This window comes from Arthrobacter sp. AL05, assembly GCF_029960715.1.
Lineage (GTDB): Bacteria > Actinomycetota > Actinomycetes > Actinomycetales > Micrococcaceae > Arthrobacter.
Window position 1 is genome coordinate 160,774 of sequence record NZ_JASBRC010000001.1, and the last position, 17,236, is coordinate 178,009.

14 protein-coding genes and 1 pseudogene are annotated in these 17,236 nt (G+C 66.9%); 4 read left to right on the forward strand and 11 right to left on the reverse strand.

The features are described from left to right. The first annotated feature begins 38 nt into the window (after window positions 1–38). Window positions 39–1,367, forward strand: a complete 1,329-nt coding sequence (locus tag QK287_RS00770) for an alpha-hydroxy acid oxidase (RefSeq protein WP_282359024.1) — start codon at window positions 39–41, stop codon at window positions 1,365–1,367. A gap of 13 nt (window positions 1,368–1,380) precedes the next feature. On the opposite strand, the gene QK287_RS00775 is transcribed toward QK287_RS00770, so the two are convergent. Continuing rightward, window positions 1,381–1,878, reverse strand: a complete 498-nt coding sequence (locus QK287_RS00775) for a metalloregulator ArsR/SmtB family transcription factor (protein WP_226775492.1) — start codon at window positions 1,876–1,878, stop codon at window positions 1,381–1,383. 98 nt (window positions 1,879–1,976) lie between these two features. Further along, complete coding sequence (locus tag QK287_RS00780) at window positions 1,977–3,200, reverse strand: acetoin utilization protein AcuC (RefSeq protein ID WP_226775491.1); 1,224 nt, start codon at window positions 3,198–3,200, stop codon at window positions 1,977–1,979. A gap of 102 nt (window positions 3,201–3,302) precedes the next feature. Between QK287_RS00780 and QK287_RS00785 the strand changes: the two genes are divergently transcribed. Then, on the forward strand, window positions 3,303–4,736 hold the full coding sequence (locus tag QK287_RS00785; protein ID WP_226775490.1) for a potassium transporter TrkG: 1,434 nt from the start codon (window positions 3,303–3,305) through the stop codon (window positions 4,734–4,736). Window positions 4,737–4,776: 40 nt separating this feature from the next. Beyond that, on the forward strand, window positions 4,777–5,415 hold the full coding sequence (locus tag QK287_RS00790; protein ID WP_024365693.1) for a TrkA family potassium uptake protein: 639 nt from the start codon (window positions 4,777–4,779) through the stop codon (window positions 5,413–5,415). 76 nt (window positions 5,416–5,491) lie between these two features. Here QK287_RS00790 and QK287_RS00795 read toward each other — a convergent pair whose 3' ends face one another. The 8 genes from QK287_RS00795 to QK287_RS00830 all read right to left on the reverse strand — a co-directional run bounded on the left by QK287_RS00795 (window position 5,492) and on the right by QK287_RS00830 (window position 14,237). Continuing rightward, on the reverse strand, window positions 5,492–6,076 hold the full coding sequence (locus tag QK287_RS00795) for an HhH-GPD-type base excision DNA repair protein (RefSeq protein ID WP_282358654.1): 585 nt from the start codon (window positions 6,074–6,076) through the stop codon (window positions 5,492–5,494). A gap of 57 nt (window positions 6,077–6,133) precedes the next feature. Continuing rightward, entirely contained in the window at window positions 6,134–6,967 is an 834-nt protein-coding gene (proC, locus tag QK287_RS00800) for a pyrroline-5-carboxylate reductase (protein WP_226775488.1), read from the reverse strand. A gap of 367 nt (window positions 6,968–7,334) precedes the next feature. Then, window positions 7,335–7,676 carry a YciI family protein gene (locus QK287_RS00805; RefSeq protein ID WP_282358656.1) on the reverse strand — a complete coding sequence of 114 codons (342 nt, stop codon included), beginning with the start codon at window positions 7,674–7,676 and terminating at the stop codon, window positions 7,335–7,337. A gap of 101 nt (window positions 7,677–7,777) precedes the next feature. Beyond that, complete coding sequence (locus QK287_RS00810; RefSeq protein WP_226775486.1) at window positions 7,778–8,821, reverse strand: Ppx/GppA family phosphatase; 1,044 nt, start codon at window positions 8,819–8,821, stop codon at window positions 7,778–7,780. Between the two features lie 61 nt (window positions 8,822–8,882). After that, window positions 8,883–9,332 carry an SseB family protein gene (locus tag QK287_RS00815; protein WP_282358657.1) on the reverse strand — a complete coding sequence of 150 codons (450 nt, stop codon included), beginning with the start codon at window positions 9,330–9,332 and terminating at the stop codon, window positions 8,883–8,885. Between the two features lie 111 nt (window positions 9,333–9,443). Continuing rightward, window positions 9,444–10,484 (reverse strand): type IV toxin-antitoxin system AbiEi family antitoxin domain-containing protein, encoded by a 1,041-nt coding sequence (locus QK287_RS00820; RefSeq protein WP_282358659.1) that lies wholly within the window; start codon window positions 10,482–10,484, stop codon window positions 9,444–9,446. Window positions 10,485–10,613: 129 nt separating this feature from the next. Continuing rightward, window positions 10,614–13,352, reverse strand: coding sequence for a type I DNA topoisomerase (gene topA / locus QK287_RS00825; protein ID WP_282358661.1), 2,739 nt, complete (start codon window positions 13,350–13,352; stop codon window positions 10,614–10,616). A 216-nt stretch (window positions 13,353–13,568) separates the two neighbouring features. Then, a complete protein-coding gene (locus tag QK287_RS00830; protein ID WP_226775482.1) occupies window positions 13,569–14,237 on the reverse strand; it encodes a winged helix-turn-helix domain-containing protein in 669 nt (222 codons plus the stop codon). A gap of 78 nt (window positions 14,238–14,315) precedes the next feature. Between QK287_RS00830 and QK287_RS00835 the strand changes: the two are divergent. Beyond that, window positions 14,316–15,572, forward strand: a pseudogene (locus QK287_RS00835) (MFS transporter); the annotation flags it as partial. Window positions 15,573–15,599: 27 nt separating this feature from the next. Here the strand turns inward: QK287_RS00835 and QK287_RS00840 are convergent. Beyond that, window positions 15,600–17,234 carry a methyltransferase gene (locus tag QK287_RS00840; protein WP_226775481.1) on the reverse strand — a complete coding sequence of 545 codons (1,635 nt, stop codon included), beginning with the start codon at window positions 17,232–17,234 and terminating at the stop codon, window positions 15,600–15,602. Between the last annotated feature and the right edge of the window lie 2 nt (window positions 17,235–17,236).

The window sequence follows — 17,236 nt, forward strand, 5'->3', positions numbered from 1 at the left end:
CCGACACCCAGGACGACGAGACCTGCCCGGAGGCAGCAATGACGCAGACCATCGAGCCCGGCAACCCCGAGGCTCCCACCCAGCCAACAGACACCGGCGCTGACCGCCGTCCCGCCGTGGCCACCCCGGGCAGCGTTCCCGCGGCCCTCAAGCGCCGCGTCCCGAAGTACTCGGACCTCGCCCCGCTGATGCAGTTCAAGAAGCCCGGGTTCGGCCGTGCCGCCAGGCTGGGCCGGGCCAGCACCATCTGGGATCTCCGGGACATGGCCAAGCGCCGCACCCCGCAGGCCCCGTTCGACTACACGGACGGCGCGGCCGAAGCCGAGATCACCATGCGCCGTGCCCGCCAGGCGTTCCTGGATATTGAGTTCAGGCCAGGCATCCTGCGCGACGTCTCCCAGGTGGACCTTGGCACGCAGATCCTCGGTAAGCCATCCCGGCTGCCGGTGGGTATCGCGCCTACCGGCTTCACCCGGATGATGCAGTCCGAGGGCGAGTACGCCGGCTCCCAGGCCGCCGCTGCGGCCGGAATCCCCTACACACTCTCCACTATGGGCACTGCCTCGATCGAGGACGTGGCCGCTGCCGCACCGGGAGGCCGGAACTGGTTCCAGCTCTACCTGTGGACGGACCGGGACCGCTCGCTGGAGCTGATCGAACGCGCGGCCAGGGCCGGAAACGACACCCTGATGGTTACCGTGGACACCGCCGTCGCGGGCGCCCGCCTCCGGGACGTCCGCAACGGCATGACGATCCCGCCGGCCCTGACGCTGAAGACGGTTGCAGATGCCTCCTACCGGCCGGCGTGGTGGTTCAATTTCCTGACCCATGAGCCGCTGACATTTGCCTCGCTCTCGCGCTATACCGGCACCGTCGCGGACCTGATCAATTCGATGTTTGATCCCACACTGACGTTCGAGGACCTGGACTGGCTGCGCGCAACCTGGAAGGGCAAGCTTGTGGTCAAGGGCATCCAAACGGTCGAGGATGCCCGCAAGGTGGTTGACCACGGCGCCGACGGCGTCGTGATCTCCAACCACGGCGGCCGGCAGCTGGACCGGGCTCCGGTCCCGTTCCATCTTCTTCCGGAGGTCGCAACTGCCTTCCAGGCGGACCACAGCGACGCAGCGATCATTCTGGATACCGGCATCATGAGCGGGGCGGACATCATCGCTGCCCTGGCCCTGGGCGCCGATTTCACCCTGATCGGCCGCGCCTACCTCTACGGACTGATGGCGGGCGGCCGGGCCGGTGTGGACCGGGCCATCGCGATCCTGGAGACGGATATGCTCCGGACCATGGCCTTGCTGGGCGTCAGCCGGATCTCGGAGCTGACCCCGGACCACGTGCGGCTGCTCGCCAAGTAGCCCGCCCGCCCAGCTATTTCCTGCGGCCGAACTTCGGCAGGTTCGCCAGCAGGTCAGCGGCTCGGGTGGCGGCGCGGCCAACAGAGCGGCCGATCTGCTGCGGCCGCTTGTCGTCCCCGGCGGTGCCGACGGGGAGGACGACGGCGGGGCTCAGTGCGCTGCCAGCCGGGAGTTCCGACAGCGCAGGGGCAGCCGGCACCGAGGCAGGCACTGCAGCGGCAAGGGCGGACGTTTCAGCGTCGGCGGGACGGCCGACGTCGAACGTCTCCAGCCAGCTGGCGACACCGGCCAGCGGTTTGGGGTTCAACGCGTAGTAACGCTTCTGGCCCTGGGCACGCATGCTCACCAGGTCCGCCTCGCGGAGCACTTTCAGATGTTTGGAAATGGTGGGCTGGCTGGCCTCGAGTTCCTGGACCAGTTCCCCCACTGCCTTGTCCCCCTCGCGGAGGGAAACCAGAATGTCACGCCGGGTTGCCTCAGCAATGACGGCAAATACGTCGTCTGTCACCATTCCTCCACACTAGCGACATATACGCCGGATGGCATCCACTAAATCGCGGGCCCGGTGGCGCCGGCAGGCCGCGCACCGGTCCCGCTTCGGGAACTGCCCTAGTCGAACCAGGGATCCAGGCCATAGAGCGGGAAGACTTCCTTGCGGGTGGCCATCACGGTCCGGTCCACGTCGTCGTTCGGGTCGAAGCCGACTTCCCAGGAGCGCCACCAGAGGTCGACGCCGTCGCCCATGATTTCCGGTGCGGCGACACCATATTTGGCGCCGTACTTGTCCAAGACGTAGCGGCGCCAGTCCTCCGGTACCGGGGTATGTAGCGAGACAGGCCGCCCGGCCGCGATGGCGATCAGGTGGCTCCAGGACCGAGGCACCACAGTAATAACGTTGTAGCCGCCTCCGCCGGTGGAAATCCAGCGGTTCTCGCAATAGCGGGCCGCGAGATTGCCGATCGCGGTGGCGGCCTCCCGCTGGCCGTCGACGCTGATGTTGAGATGCGTCAGCGGGTCCAACCGGTGCGAGTCGCAGCCGTGCTGGCTGACGATGGCCTCCGGTTGGAAGGCGCCCACCAGCTGCGGCACAACGGCGTGGAAGGCCCGCAGCCAGCCGCCGTCACCTGTTCCGGCCGGCAGGGCGACGTTCACGGCGCTGCCCTGCGCGTTGGGTCCGCCGATTTCATTGGCGAAACCCGTGCCCGGGAACAGGGTCAGCCCGGTCTCGTGCAGGGAAATAGTCAGGACACGCGGATCGTTCCAGAAAATGCTCTGCGTACCGTCGCCGTGGTGGGCGTCGATGTCGATGTACACCACACGCTGCATCCCGCCGTCGAGCAGCCGCTGGATGGCGAGGGCCGCATCGTTGTAGATGCAGAAACCGCTCGCACGGTTGCGGGCAGCATGGTGCATGCCCCCGCCGAAGTTCACCGCCCGCACGGCGCTGCCGTCGAGGATCGCGGCGGCGGCCAGGAGTGAGGCGCCGGCCAGCCGGGCGCTGGCCTCGTGCATGCCGGCAAAGGCCGGGTCATCCTCGGTCCCGAGCCCGCGTTCGATGTCCGGGGTCCCGGGATCCGCACTTACGCGCCGCACGGCGGCGACGAATTCCGGGCTGTGGACGGTGCACAGTTCGGCATCGCTTGCGACTTCCGGAGCCGCTACGGTGACGTGGTCCAAGTCCAAAAGTCCGAGGCTTTGGGCGAGCCTGGCGGTAAGTTCCATCCGCTCCGGGGCCATCGGGTGGCTGTGGCCGAAGTTGTAGGCGGTCATGGCAGGATCCCACACCACCGTCGTCGGCAGTGCGGACTGCGCGAGCCCCGGCAGATATGTCATCAGTCACAGGCTACCCGAGCGTGGAGGCCTGCCCACCGTCATTGCGCGGGGTTTAGTGGTTTACTACTCAAGGAAGCAGTTTCAAGCGAGGATAAGCCACCCATGACGCAAAGCCAGTCGAGGTCCACGAGCCCGGCCAACTGGCACCCCGGCACTCCGGAGCGGGAAGGCCTGTGGATCTTCACCCGCGTTCGCGACTTCATCGACAACATCGCCAACACCTCCCCGGCACGGCTGGCCCTGTCGGCGTTCGGCATGGTCATACTGGTATTTACTACGCTGCTCTCCCTCCCGGTGTCCTCAGCGACCGGGGACCCCACCGCCCTGCACCAGGCGATGTTCACCGCCGTGTCGGCCGTCTGCGTCACCGGCCTGACAGTGGTGTCCACCGCCGTGCACTGGTCCTTCTTCGGCCAGCTTGTGATCCTGGTCGGTATTTTCGTCGGCGGCCTCGGCACCCTGACGCTCGCCTCGCTCTTGGCCCTGATGGTCAGCAAGAAACTCGGCGTCCGCGGCAAGCTCATCGCTCAGGAGGCCATGAACAACGCCGGCCGGCTCGGGGAGGTCGGCACCCTGCTACGGATCGTCATTGTCACTTCAGTGTCCATCGAAGGCGTCCTGGCGCTGGCTCTCATCCCCCGATTCCTGGCCCTCGGCGAAAGCTTCGGCCAGTCTGTCTGGCACGGTGTGTTCTACGCTATTTCCTCGTTCAACAACGCCGGGTTTACGCCCCATTCGGACGGCATCGTGCCGTACGAAACGGATTTGTGGATCCTCGTTCCGTTGATGATTGGTGTCTTCCTCGGCAGCCTGGGCTTCCCTGTGGTGATGGTGCTCCAGCAGAACGGCCTGAACTGGAAGAAATGGAACCTGCACACCAAACTAACCATCCAGGTATCCGTGATCCTGCTGGTCGGCGGCACCCTCCTGTGGGGCCTGATGGAATGGCAGAACCTGAGGACCATCGGAGGAATGAACGTCGGGGACAAGGTCATTCATTCGCTGTTCGCATCCGTGATGACCCGTTCCGGTGGCTTCAACCTGGTGGACCAGAACCAGATGGATTCCACCACCATGCTGCTGACCGATGCGCTGATGTTCGCCGGCGGCGGCTCGGCATCCACGGCCGGCGGCATCAAGGTGACCACCATCGCCGTAATGTTCCTGGCAATCGTCGCCGAGGCCCGCGGCGATTCGGATGTGAAGGTGTACGGCCGCACCATCCCGCAGGGAACCATGCGCGTGGCCATCTCGGTCATCGTCGCGGGGGCCACACTCGTTGCGGTGTCCGCCATGCTGCTGCTTCAGATCAGCGGCGCGTCCCTGGACCGGGTGCTTTTTGAGACGATTTCCGCTTTCGCCACGGTGGGCCTCAGCACGAATCTCAGTGCCGAACTTCCCCCGTCCGGCGTCTACGTCCTCACCGTCCTGATGTTTGCGGGTCGCGTCGGGACGGTTACCCTTGCGGCTGCACTGGCGCTGCGCCAGCGCAGCCAGCTGTTCCACTACCCGGAAGAGAGACCGATCATTGGCTAGTTCCTCAAGCGCCGCCAACCGTCCCGCCCACAATGCACCCGTGCTGGTGATCGGGCTGGGCCGTTTCGGCGCCTCCACCGCAGAACAACTGGTCAAGCAGGGCCGTGAGGTGCTGGCGATCGAACGCGACCGGAACCTCGTACAGAAATGGTCCGGCGTCCTGACCCACGTCGTCGAAGCCGACGCCACCAACATTGACGCCCTCCGCCAGCTTGGCGCGCAGGAATTCAGCTCCGCCGTGGTGGGAGTGGGCACCTCGATCGAATCGTCGGTGCTGATCACGGTGAACCTGGTGGACCTGGGCATCGAGCACCTGTGGGTCAAGGCCATCACGCCCTCGCACGGCAAGATCCTGACCCGGATCGGCGCCAACCACGTGATCTACCCGGAGGCCGATGCGGGTGTCCGGGCGGCGCACCTGGTCTCCGGGCGGATGCTGGACTTCATCGAGTTCGACGACGACTTCGCGATCGTGAAGATGTACCCGCCGCGTGAGACCGTGGGCTTTACCCTGGACGAATCGAAGGTTCGGTCAAAGTACGGGGTCACGATTGTAGGGGTGAAGTCCCCGGGCGAGGACTTCACCTACGCCCGTCCGGAGACGAAGGTTTCTTCACGGGACATGCTCATCGTTTCCGGCCACGTGGACCTGCTGGAGCGGTTCGCGGCCCGGCCGTAGGGCAGCTCAAGCCGCGTCCGGCGCCGGGCCCACCTCAGCCACGGATTACGGATGCCACGCAAGGTATCGCGAAGGATCAGTTCCCGCCGGTCTTCGCAGCCTTGGCGGCGGCTTTGGCGGCCTGTTTGCTGGAGCGCACCTTGCTCAGCGACTCCGGATCAACAATGTCGGCGACGGACAGGAAGGCGTCTTTTTGGCCGTAATGGCCGGCAGCCTCGCGCCAGCCCTTGGCCTGGAGGCCGCACTGCTTTCCCAGCAGCGCCAGGAAGATCTTGGCTTTTTGCTCGCCGAACCCTGGCAATGCCCTGAGCCGGCGCAGCACTTCCGGCCCGTCGGGGTCTCCCTGGGTCCAGATGGCGGTGGCGTCCCCGTTCCAGTCACTGTGCACCGTTTCGGCCAGGGCCTGGACGCGGCCGGCCATTGATCCGGGAAAACGGTGGACGGCCGGGCGCTCCTTGAACACCTCAACGAACTCCTGCGGAGCGTACCGGGCGATCGCCGCGGGGTCCATCGACCCGATGCGCGTCCGGATCTTTTCGGGACCGGCAAAGGCCGACTCCATTGTCACCTGTTGGTCCAGCAGCATGCCGGTGAGCAGCGCGAACGCGTCGTCGCTGAGGAGTTTGTCCGCTGCGGGATCCCCTGTGATGTGCAGTTCCATGGGTCCTATCCTGCCATCAGGTCCGGTTTCCGTCATTGGCTTGCGCCGGCGTCGCAGCTAGGCCAGCTGTTTGGTGATTTCCCCGGCCCGTTCGGCGGCTGCCCGCGCGCCGTCGGCAATGATCCCGGGCAGGCCGCGCGCGTCAAAAGTGGCGATGGCCCGCTCGGTAGTGCCGTTGGGGCTGGTGACGGCCTTGCGCAGCGCCGACGGATCTGCGTCCGGCTCGGCCAGCATAAAGCCTGCCCCGGCGACGGTTTCCCGGGCAATGAGCAGCGAGAGCTCACGGTCAAGTCCCAGTTCGACGCCGGCGTCGGCCATGGCTTCGGCCAGATAGAACGCGTACGCCGGGCCGGAGCCGCTGATCGCGGACAGCGCGTCCACCTGGTGTTCGGGGATCTCGACGACGGTGCCGGCGGCGGCCAGGACGTCCTTGGCCAGTTGCAGCTGGGCCGGGGAGCAGTGGGTGCCCGGCGACACGGACACCACCCCGCGGCCCAGCTTCGCAGGGGTGTTGGGCATGGTCCGGATCACTGGTTGGCCAGCCGGCAGCGCGGCTTCCAGCTGCTCCAGTGACACGGCCGCCGCGACGCTGATGACAACCGTGTCCGGTGCCAGCGCCTCGCCGATCTCGCGGGCAAGGTCCGCGATCCCCACCGGCTTGACGCCCAGGATCACGACGTCGGCCCCGGTGGCAGCCTGTTTGTTGTTGTCCGGCTCTTCCGCCCCGGCGATGGCTGTAATGCCGTGATGCCGTTCCGCGAGTTCGGCGGCGCGGTCAGCGCGGCGGACGGTGGCGACGATGTCCGCCGGGTCAGCACCGCCCGCGATCAGTCCGCCAAGGATGGCCTCGTTCATTGATCCACAGCCCAGGAATGCGATTCGGTTACTCATGCACCCATCATGGCAGTCGGGCCCGATTCACAGCCAGTTCTCACCCTTGCGCCAGCGTCTTCACAACATCCGTGACTAACGTCGTAGTTACCTCATTGAGGGTGCGAGTGATGCAGCAGGCATGCGGATGCCTGCCGGGCACCGGTCGTCTGCAGCGGGTTTCCCCCCATTTTCCCGCAGCGGACGGCCGGTGCCTTCGTTCGTTAAACGACGTCGTCATTCACCGCGGGGGATACCCCCTCCCCCGGTACCGCGGCCCGGACGCGGCAGCCGCAATTACCCGGGCAATATCCGCCTCCGCCGCCGGCGTCCCAGCGGACTCAGGCGGTGGTTCGGGCTCGGGGTCGCAGGCCATTGCCGGTGGTGCCTAGTGCTGGATCGGTCGTACTTCGATGGGGAGGGTCGTGGCGCGGGCCAGTTTGCCTGCCCAAACCAGCGCGGCGTCGAGATCCTCTGCGTCGATGACGGTGAACCCACCGAGATGTTCCTTGGCTTCGGCGAAGGGACCGTCCGTGATGAGCACCTCGGTGCCCTGCTGCCGCACGACCGTGGCGGTATCGGTGGGATGAAGGCCAGCGGCGAACAACCAGACTCCGGCCGCCCTCATTTCGCGGTTCAGGGCCGCAAGGTCAGCCATGATGGGCCCAAGGACTTCCGGGGCCGGGGCCGGGCCTACGGGCTGGTAGAGGCTGAGCAGGTACTGTGCCATGGTGCTGTCCTCCCTGGCGAATCGGCCGGCTCCCTGCCGGCCTCTCAACTTCTAGACGAACGGCCGGCGGCCGGATCGACAACCCGCGGCCAGGAAATCGTTCACCGGACGACCGCGGGCCGGGACTTGTTTACCTCCGCCGGCTCCGGCTCGGGCAACTGCGGCTCAGCAGGGTGGCCGGACTGGGTCACATGGGGCGCCGGCTGCAGCGGACCTTCGAAGACCAGCTGATCCAACCGGCGGAGGATGAGGCCTTCGCGAAGAGCCCACGGGCAGATCTCCAGGCTGCGAAACTCAAACATTTCGAGGGCGGCCTCCGCCACCAGGGCCCCAGCCAGCAGCTGGGGAGCGCGCGCTTCGGAAACACCCGGAAGGTTTAGCCGGTCCTCAACCTCCATGGCCGAGATACGCTGCGCCCACAAGCCCAGATCCGTCGCGAAGAGCTCACGCTTAACGTATGGCCCGGCGCCACTGGGCGCCGCCCCGGCGATCCGGGCCAGCGAGCGGAACGTCTTGGAGGTGCCAGCGACATGGTTGGCCTTGCCCAGCTTTGCGAAGTCGCGCACCACCGGCTTGAGTGTGGCCCGGATGTAGCGGCGAAGCTCCTTCACGCTCTTGGCCGAGGGCGGGTCCTGTTCCAGCCAGTCCCGGGTCAGTCGGCTCGCACCAAGCGGGACCGACGTCGCATATTCTGGGAGCTCGTCCTCGCCGTAGGCCATCTCGAAAGAACCGCCGCCGATGTCCAGGTTCAGCACGGGTCCGGCGCCCCAGCCGTACCAGCGGCGCACGGCGAAGAAAGTCATGGAGGCCTCTTCGCTGCCGGTCAGTTCCCGCAGCGTCACGGTGGTCTCATGCTTGACCCGGGCCAGCACTGCGGACCCGTTGGCAGCCTCGCGGATGGCGGAGGTACAGAACGCCAGCAAGTCTTCGGCCTTGTGCTTGGCCGCGAATTCCCACGCCTCGAGGACGAACTCGATCAGCTCACGCTGGCCGGCGTCGTTGATACTGCCGTCGGGCTCGAGAAACTGCACGAGGGACAGGGGGCGCTTATGCGAGGCGAACGGCACCGGACGCGCCCCCGGGTGGGCATCCACAAGCAGGAGGTGGACAGTGTTTGAGCCAATATCGAGGACGCCTAGACGCATAGGGCCATTATTCCCCGGGGAGCGCCGCCCGCCTAACGGGCCGGCAGCGGCCGGGCCCTGGTTACGGCTGGTGGTCCCGGCCGGTGGCCTCGTCCGGCTCGTCGGCGGGCTTGAAGTCGCGTCGGATGTTGGCTACGCCTTCCGGGTCGATCTCAAAGCCGAAGGCAGCACCGGGGTTTATGACCATCCCAAGATCCTCGCCAAGGTTTCCGAGGATCGCGGCGCCTTGGGTGCCAAGGACGTTGGGTGCGGCAGTCAGGTACTGCTCGGAGACGCGGCTGGGGTGCGAGAACACCGCCAGGACGGGGCTTCCGGCGGAGTTGGCAAGCACCAGCGGCTCAACCTTGGCGTCGGCCCCTTCGAGCGCCTCGGAGCTGACGATGTAGACCTCGTTGTTGAGGAAAGCCAGAATGACGTCAACGGGGTTGGCGTCCGGCTGTTCGCCCCGGGCAAGCTTCTCTTCGAGGTCGTTGAGCGGCTGGAGGTCCAAGTGATCGGGCTGTTCAGTCATACTCCTACTCGATCACGTTGCGCCCCGGTCCGCAAACGCGAGTGTGACTCGCGGGTTCCGTCCGCCGTCGACGTTTTGACACCGCGAGCACGGACTGAACCCGCGAGCACTTCACGAGTCCAGGGCCCGGAGCAGCCTGGTTTTGAACTCGCTTTCGCGGAACAGGTCCCGCCACTCGACCCGGACCACCTTCCACCCGAGTTCCATCAAGGCCTTTTCTCGGCGCCGCTCCTGGAAGACTGCCTCCGCCGTGGGCGCGTAATCAAAGTATTTCCGCCGGCCATCAAATTCCAGTGCCACCCGCCGGTCCGGCCATGCACAATCCGTCCGGAACAGACCCAACCTGGTCCGGACGTCGAACTGCAGCACGGGTGCGGGCAACCGCAGCCGTCGAATCAGGTCCCGGGTGAGGGTCTCACCGGGCGACTCGGACCGGGCGTCCGCACAAGCGAGCACCTTCCGAAGCGAACCGATCCCGGGGACCCGGCGGAGCTGGCCCGCCTGGCGCTCCAGCTCCCCGGGGTCGAGACCAAGCCGAAGGGCATGATCCATAAGAATCAGGCCCTGGCGGAAGTTGAGGATCAGGCAGCACTCGAGTGCGGTGCGCGCGAGGGATGTCACCCGGTAGCCTTGGATTTCCGTGACATCTTCTGCCGGCACCGGACGAGTGTGCGCAATGACGTCGCCCGCGTGGCCACCGGACGAAGGCAGGAACGGCACCGTGAGGTGGATCGTATCGTCCACCTGCCAGAGAAACAGGCCGTGGAGCCTGGCTGCCGTCGTATGGCTGAAAACAAAGCTGCCGGTGGAGGTTGTCAGCGTCCTGTGTGCGTAGGCGTCGATCCTGGTCCGGGAAATCCCGTCCCGGTCCAGGGAGGACCAGAAGCTGCCCAGGACATAGCACCCCCGACGGACCCGGAGAATGGCACCCTGCTCCAATAACTGCCGCACCCGGCGGGCAGAAATTCCATGGTCCCGCAGTTCCTCGGTGCGCCACAGCCTGCCCACCGGCAGTACCCCGGCCCGCAGGGCGGGCGCGCCCGCCGGTGCTGGTGGTCCGGTGGGCGCTGGCCGGCCTGGGCCTGCGTTAGGTGCCCGCTGGCCCATAGCCACGGCAAGCTGGTCGGTCGGGTATGGCTCGGAGGGTCCCATGCCGCCCAGCATTTCGCGGTTACCAGGGCCCGGGCACCCCTCCCGCCGGCCATGTGGACAACCGCTCGCGGCCCCCGTCCGCCGCCGACGTTTTGACACGTCGAGCCGGGACGGAACCCGCGAGGCAGGCTACTTCTTGGCTGCGGCTTTGCGGGCCGGAGCCTTGCGAGCCGCCGTCGTGCGCTTGACCGGCCCCCTGGCCCGCTTGTCCGCGAGCAGTTCGACAGCCTGTTCGCGGGTAAGCTCCTCCACCGAGGTGGAGCGGGGAACTGTGATATTGGTGACTCCGTCGGTGATGTAGGGGCCGAAGCGGCCTTCCTTCACCACGATGTTCTTCTCCGAGACCGGGTCCGGACCGAACTCTGCCAGCGGCGGCACGGCTGCCCGGGCGCCTCGCTGCTTCGGCTGGGAGTAGATCTCCAGGGCCTGCTCGAGGGTGATGGTGAAGATTTCCTCCTCCGAGCCGATGGACCGGGAGTCTGTGCCCTTTTTCAAATACGGGCCAAAGCGGCCGTTCTGCACCGTGATCGGGTTGCCTTCGGCGTCCTGTCCGAGGACCCGGGGCAAGCTCATAAGCTCCAGGGCGTCGGCCAGGCTGATGGATTCGACGCTCATCGATGCGAACAGCGACCCGGTGCGGGGTTTGGCCTTTACGGGCTTCTTCGCGGGCTTCGGCTTTCCGTTTTTGTAATACTCGACCGGCTGGTTGGCGAGCTGCTCCTCGGTCATCTCCGGGATGATCTCGGTGACGTAGGCGCCGTAGCGGCCATTTTTCGCGACGACGGTGTGTCCGGTATGCGGGTCCGCGCCGAGCACCCGCTCTTCGGGGGCAGCGGTTTCCATCAGCTCGACCGCCTTGGCCGCGGTGAGCTCGTCCGGTGCCAGGTCCTCGGGGACGTTGGCGCGGGCCGCATCAACCACTTCGCCGGTCTTCGGATCGACCATTGGAACGGAGCTTTCCAAATACGGGCCGAATTTTCCGACCCGGAGCGTGATGGCGTCGGTGATCGGAATCGAGTTGATGTCCCTCGCGTCAATCTCGCCAAGGTTGTTGACGATGCTCAGCAGGCCGGGATCGGAATCCTCGCCGAAATAGAAGTGCTTGAGCCAGGCCGGACCCGCCGCCTGGCCGTTGGCAATCTTGTCCAAGTCCGCTTCCATGTCGGCGGTGAATTCGTAGTCCACGTAGTCGTGGAAGTGCTGCTCGAGCAGCCGGACCACGGAGAACGCGATCCAGCTCGGGACCAGCGCGGACCCCTGCTTCCGGACGTAGCCGCGGTCCTGGATGGTGGAGATCGTCGAGGCGTAGGTGGACGGGCGGCCAATGCCCTTCTTTTCCAGCTCGGCGGTCAGGGACGCTTCAGTAAAGCGGGGCGGCGGCGACGTCTCATGTCCGACGGCGACGATATCCGATGCCGTGAGCGCGTCGTCCTTGGCCACGTTGGGCAACCGTCGGGCTTCCTCGGAGTCCTCGTCGCCCCGGCTTTCATCCTTGCCTTCTTCGTACGCGGCAAGGAAACCGGGGAAGGTGATCACGGTGCCGGAGGCCGAGAACTCGGCGTCGCGGCGTTCGGCTGCACCACCGGAGGTCACCGCACCAAGGCGGATCGTGGCGGTGGAGCCCTTGGCATCGGCCATCTGCGAGGCGACGGTGCGCTTCCAGATCAGTTCGTAGAGGCGGAATTCGTCGCCGGAAAGCTGCTTGGCCACCTGGGCCGGCGTACGGAAGGAGTCACCGGCGGGCCGGATGGCCTCGTGGGCTTCCTGCGCGTTGGCCGCCTTGCCGCTGTAGACGCGCGGCGAAGCCGGGACGTATTCAGCACCGTACAGTTCGGAGGCCTGGCGCCTTGCGGCCGTGACGGCCTCGTTGCTCAGCGCGGAGGAGTCCGTGCGCATATAGGTGATGTAGCCGTTTTCGTAGAGCCGCTGGGCCACCTGCATGGTGCTTTTCGAGGAGAAGCGCAGCTTGCGGCCCGCCTCCTGCTGCAATGTGGACGTGGTGAACGGCGCGGCCGGCCGGCGGGTGTACGGCTTGGTATCGACGGAGCGGACGCGGAAGTCGGCGCCCTGCAGTCCCGCGGCCAGGGATCTGGCCAGCTCCTCATTGAGGTGCACGGCGTTGCGGGAGGTGAGCTCGCCGCTGTCGTTGAAGTCGCGGCCGCTGGCGACCTTGGCGCCGTCGACGAGGGCCAGTTTGGCTTTGAACGAACCGGACCCTGCGCCGAACTGGCCGGTCAGGTCCCAGTACGAGGCGGCTGTAAAAGCCATCCGCTCACGCTCCCGCGCCACCACCATGCGGGTTACAACCGACTGCACCCGGCCGGCGGAGAGCCCGCGGGCCACTTTGCGCCAGAGCACCGGGGAGATCTCATAGCCGTAGAGACGGTCCAGCACACGCCGGGTCTCCTGCGCGTCCACGAGGTCCTGGTCGACATCGCGCAGGTTGTCCATCGCCCGGTGGATGGCTTCCTTGGTAATTTCGCCGAAGGTCATGCGGTAGACCGGAACCTTGGGCTTGAGGACCTCCAGCAGGTGCCACGCGATGGCCTCGCCCTCGCGGTCCCCGTCGGTTGCGAGGTAAAGAGCGTCGGCGTCCTTAAGCTGGGCCTTGAGTTCCGCGACTTTCTTCTTCTTGTCCGGGGAGACCACGTAGTACGGCTTGAAGTCGTTATCAATGTCGACGGCGAACTTCCCCACCGAGGTCTTCTTCAGTTCCGCGGGCAATTCCGAGGGCTGCGGGAGGTCCCGGATGTGACCAACGGAGGCCTCGACGATGAAGCCCTCGCCGAGGTACTTGGCGATGGTCTTGCTCTTGGCGGGAGACTCCACAATCACGAGTTTCTTGCCGGTTTTGGCCTTGCTTGGCACTGTGCTCCTACAGAAAAAGGTTGCTCGGGCAGATGCGCCCATACCCGCCTAGTTCACCATATTTTGCGGATTCCCGCGCATTCGGCCCGAAATGGCGGGCATGCCGGCACGACTTCCGGGCGTCATGAACCTGGGCCCGGCAACGCGCGGCGGGGCGCAGCAGCCCCGGCCCGGCAACGCGCGGCGGGGCGCAGCAGCCCCGGCCCGGCAACGCCTTCAGCCAGGACTCTGCGTGGCCCGTTGCGGAGGCCGGCCCCGGTCATCCGGGATCATCGACCACATGGTCGCCATCCGTTCCGCCCCTTCGGGGACCTGGTCCGGGTCCTCAAGCTCATAGTCGCGCAGCAGCTGAAAAAGCCGGCTGTTAAGCTCCGCACGCTGGTCAGTCGTCAGGTAGAGCAGATTGCTGGCCAGCACCACCGAAGAGGCTCCGTCCACGGGGTCGCCGCGCCGGCGCTGCTCGTCCCGGGTGCCGGCATAGGCCTTAACCCGACGCCGGTAAGCGTCCAGTTCAAGGTCCAGCACGGCGAACTCGGGGCTCGCTACTCCGCCGCCTGAATTGATGGTGAAGTCGGTCCCCGCGGCTTGCCAGCGGCGCTCACGCGCATCGCCGGCGGTGGCGGCGGGCACCACAATCCCCCATTTCTGCAGGGCACGCAGGTGGTAGCTCATCGCGCTCGGCGTGAGCCCCGTCTGGGCGGCGAGTTCCGTGGCCGTCCGGCTGACCTGGGTTGCATACAGTTCGGAAATGACCTCCAGCCGGGCCGCATGGGCCAGCGCCCGGATCGCCTTAGGGTCGGTGATCTCGACGTTCTTCTCCGGGCGTTGCCGGCGCGTTGTGCCCGCAGGGACCGGTGAGTCAGCAATGGGGGTTTCTGCATTCACTCCACCAGTCTACCGAGCACGGCCAAACTATGAAAGAAATGCTTGACATGCTAATCCCCCGCGGGTATTTTTCTATTAATGAAACAGGCCCTTCAGACCCCGCCGGGTGCGTCCCGTGCTGCGCAGCCGCTCTGGCGGAACCGCGATTTCGTCCTTGCCAGCGGCTCCCGCTTTGTCGCCACGGCCGGCGCGGGCGCCGTCATCATCAGCGTGATGCTGCACCTGCAGAACCTGGCCGCGACCGGCCAGACCGCCGTGGCAGGGCCCTGGCTGGTGGCAGCCTACCTGTTCTGCTCCGCGCTCCCGCTGGCGCTGCTCGCCCCGTGGGCCGGCCGGTTGGCGGACACGCGTGATTCCCGGACGTTGGCGACGGCGTCCGCCGTGGTCAGTGCCGCGGCTGTCGCAGGCATGGGGCTGAGCCTGCAGTACGTGGAAAATTACCTTCCGGCCCTCTACGCGATGACCTTCCTCCTCGACGCCGCGCAGGCTGTGGCCGGCCCTACCTGGCAGGCCCTGCTGCCCCGGCTCGTCGGTGAAGACCGGACCCCCCGGGCTCTAGGCACCATGCAGGCAACCATTATGATCGCCAGCATGGCGGGACCGGCAGCGGGAGGCCTGCTCAGCGGCTGGGGCGGATCCGGCCTCGTCTTTGCCGTGGCCAGCGGGTGCTACCTGGCGATGGGCGCCGGCGCCCTGCTCATCCGGACGCGCCGGGGCACGGCCGCCGAGCGGGCGGGCAAGACGAACCCCGCTTTGCTGGACGGCCTGCGCCGAATCCGGCGGGACGGCCTGGTCTGGTCCCTGATCCTGGGTGTGCTGTTCTTCATTGCGGTCGGTGAGGCGACCAATGTCCTTGAAGTTTTTCTCGCCCGTGACGAGTTCGGCGCCACCGAAACGCAGTACGGGCTGCTGGTCGCGTTCTTCGGACTCGGGATGGCCTCCGGGGCGGTGCTTGCCAGCCGCATCAAGACCGCCGCAACCCGCCTGCGCGCACTGCTGGTCTCGATGGCCCTGACCTCCGCCTTCCTGGGAATCATGGCGCTGGTGCCCAGCCTGGAACTGCTTTTTGCCGCCTACACCGCGATGGGGGCGGCCTGTGGTGCGCTGAACGCGTGTTTCGGGGCGATTGTGATCCTGCGGGTCGCCGAAAGCGGCCGGGGCCAGGCGATGGCGGTCATCGGCGGACTGACCCGGGCCGTCTCCATCGGGGCGCTGGCGCTGGGCGGGCTGCTCGGCGCGTTGTTCCCCATCCGGGCGAGCTTCCTCGTCGCCGGCGCCTGCGGGGTGCTGGCCGGGCTGGCAGTCGCCGCATATGTCTTGCCGCGCTTCGGCAGCGACGCCGCGCCAATCGCTCCGGCCGCGTCAGGCCGGAAGCAGGAAGCCGTCCCGGACCAGATTCGCCACTTCGGCGCGGAGCCCGGCGTCGAAGGCCCGGCTGTCCCACCCCTCGCCGCCGCCAAGCAGCGCCTCAAGGGCGCCGATGATCTGGCTGACGGACAGATCCCCGTCGCAGGCTGAGACAAAACCGGCGAGCTCGGTGCTGAGCAGGTTGGTGCGGCGCAAGCCGGCACCCTGGCGCAGCAGGATTACGCCGGGGTGTTCGGCGCCGGGGCGCTGGTGCCGCTCCTCGGTAACGTCCTCCGCCACCAACAGGTGCGTGGCGGCCAACTCGTGGGCCGCCAGCCAGTCTGCGCGTTCCACGGCCGCACCGAGGTACGGACCAACGGGCTGCTCAATCGGATAGGTGATCTCCTCGAAGCGCCTCAGTACCGGGGAACCTCCGGCGGGGCGCCGCAGCCAGATCATCCCGAAACCGATGGCATCAACGTCGCGGGCAGCGAAGTCGTTAAGGTAGGCGGCGTAGGAATCCTGGTAGAGCAGCCGGTCACGCGCCGAGGAGGCGTCCTGCAGCCAGGTTTCTGCGTACTGTTCCGGACTGACCTGCTCACGCTGGATGAACCAGACGTCCGCATCCGGTCCGGCCCAGCCCTGCGGCCGTTCGGCCCACTCGGCCCCGGCCGGGATTTCCCAGTTTCCCAGCAACTGGGCCGTCCCGCCGGGCGTCAGGACCGACGGAAGGTCCCGGACCAGCCCGGCGACGATGTCATCGCCCGGCAGGCCGCCGTCGCGATAGGTGAACTGGTCTGCGGCGGCCTCCCCCGAGCTTCGCGGCGTGATCACAAACGGCGGGTTGGAGACCACCAGCTCAAACTCCTCGCCCGCCACCGGATCGAGCAGCGAGCCCTGGCGCAGGCTCACCCGGGCTTCCAGGTCGAGGGGGTCAAGGTGCAGCCCACCGGCGTTGAGCAGCAGGTTGAAGCGGGTGAAGGCAAGGGCCCGTGCGGAAATGTCGGTAGCAGTCACGTGGTCGGCGTGGTGCAGCAAGTGGAACGTCTGGATACCGCAGCCGGTCCCGAGGTCCAGGGCCCGGGCCACATGCCGCCGGGCGGTAACCTGCACGAGGGTAGTGGATGCCTGCCCGATTCCGAGCACATGGTCGCGGCGGAGCACACCGGGTTGCTGGTGGGCGGCGAGGTCGCTGGCCACCCAGAGCTCCGCCCCGCCGCGGCCATCGGAGTCCTCCCCCGGGGTTCCGTCCCAGCCGTACGGCCGGAGATCGACTTTCGCCCGTATCAGGCCACCCTCGGAAGGCTCCACGAGACCGAGCTCCAGCAGGCCTGCTGTGCGGATGCCGGGCAGCGCGGCATCGAGTGTGGCACCGGTCTGCGGTTCGGCCAGCAGCCAGAACCGGACGACGGCGGCGAGTGCCCCCGTCGTTCCCTCCCCCGAGCGGGCCTTTTCCGTGCTGATCAGCGCCGGAACGAGTTGGTCACGGCTTAGGGCGCCGTGCGCTGCGGCGCCGAGAAGTTCTGCCACTCCGTCAACGGTGTAGCCGATGCGGCGCAGGTCCGCGGCCAGCGAATCGAGCAGGCCGGGCAGATCGCTGCGCGGGGCGTCGGGGGTGGTGCCGGCCGTGAAGTGCGTTGAAGGAGTCACCG